1 protein-coding gene is annotated in these 1,034 nt (G+C 75.8%); it reads right to left on the bottom strand.

Going from position 1 to position 1,034, the window contains the following annotated elements:
- Positions 1 to 342: 342 nt before the first annotated feature.
- Positions 343 to 966, bottom strand: a complete 624-nt coding sequence (locus tag ACSNOH_RS34890; protein WP_436725459.1) for a hypothetical protein — start codon at positions 964 to 966, stop codon at positions 343 to 345.
- Positions 967 to 1,034: the final 68 nt, after the last annotated feature.

Here is a 1,034-nt window from a genome sequence, read left to right on the forward strand (position 1 = left end):
AGGGTACGGGGTCGTGCGCGGCGGAGGCTGCCCTGGTCCCCGCCGCCCGGGGGTGGGAGGCGGCGGGGACGGCGGTGCCGAGCGCGGCGAGTGCGGCGAGCGCGGCCGTTGCGGACAGCAGGGCCGTACGGGCTCTCTTCATGGCTCCTCCGGACGGGGCACGGTGTGCGCGGTGGGGGGTTTGGACCGGACCAAGCGGTGAGAATGTCCATGACAAGCGATGGTGTGTCAAGAGACGCGGAGTGCTCACCGTGCCCGGGCCGCCCGGAGCGGTCACAGCGCACGCGCGGGCGGCACGTGCCCCGGGTGAGGCCCGTGCCGCCCGCGCCGGCTGATCCGGACTCAGCCCAGAATGCCTCCCAGCACCCCGCCGATCAGCCCCGTCAGCCCGCCGACGACTCCGCCGAGCGCGTGCACCAGGCCGCCCAGCACGTTCGTCACCAGCGCCAGCAGCCCCGGGCCCCGCCCGTCGTACCGCTCGTGCCCGGGGGCGATGCCCCGGTCGGAGACCTCGACCCCGTCCTTCGCCAGATACGCCGTGGCCGCGGCCGCGTCCGTGGCGGCCCTGGTCATCTTCTCCAGGTCCGGGTGCTTGGCCGCGGCCTCCTGGGCCAGCACGGCCCGGGCCCGGTTCAGGCCCGCCAGGTGCTCCTCGACCTGCGCGCACGGGAGCTCCTCGCCCGCTTCGCCGGCCGCTTCCTCCTCCTGACCTGCCGCCCGGCACTCCTTGACCGCCGCCTCCGCCCGCTGCCCGACCACGTTGCGGTCGATGGCACGGGCCCCTCCGGCGGCGGCGTCGCGCAGCGACGCGGGCGACGGGGCGGGCGCCTTGTGCGCCACCGGCGAGGCGGGCGGCACCGGCGGCGGGAAACCGGCCGGCGCGGCGGCGGCACCGGCCGCACCAAGCGCCAGCACACCGCACATGGCGCCGGAGACCATGAGAGCGGTTCTGCGGGAAGCACCCATGAACGAACTCCTTCGGGCAGGACGGGCGATCGTCAGGACGGTCGATCGTTACCGTCACCTTGCGCCCG

The sequence above is a fragment of the Streptomyces sp. URMC 127 genome, assembly GCF_051386535.1.
Taxonomy (GTDB): Bacteria; Actinomycetota; Actinomycetes; order Streptomycetales; family Streptomycetaceae; genus Streptomyces.

What these genes read in the sequence shown, in the direction of transcription:
- ACSNOH_RS34890 (WP_436725459.1), bottom strand. Translation starts at nt 966, where the DNA reads ATGGGTGCTTCCCGCAGAACCGCTCTCATGGTCTCCGGCGCCATGTGC.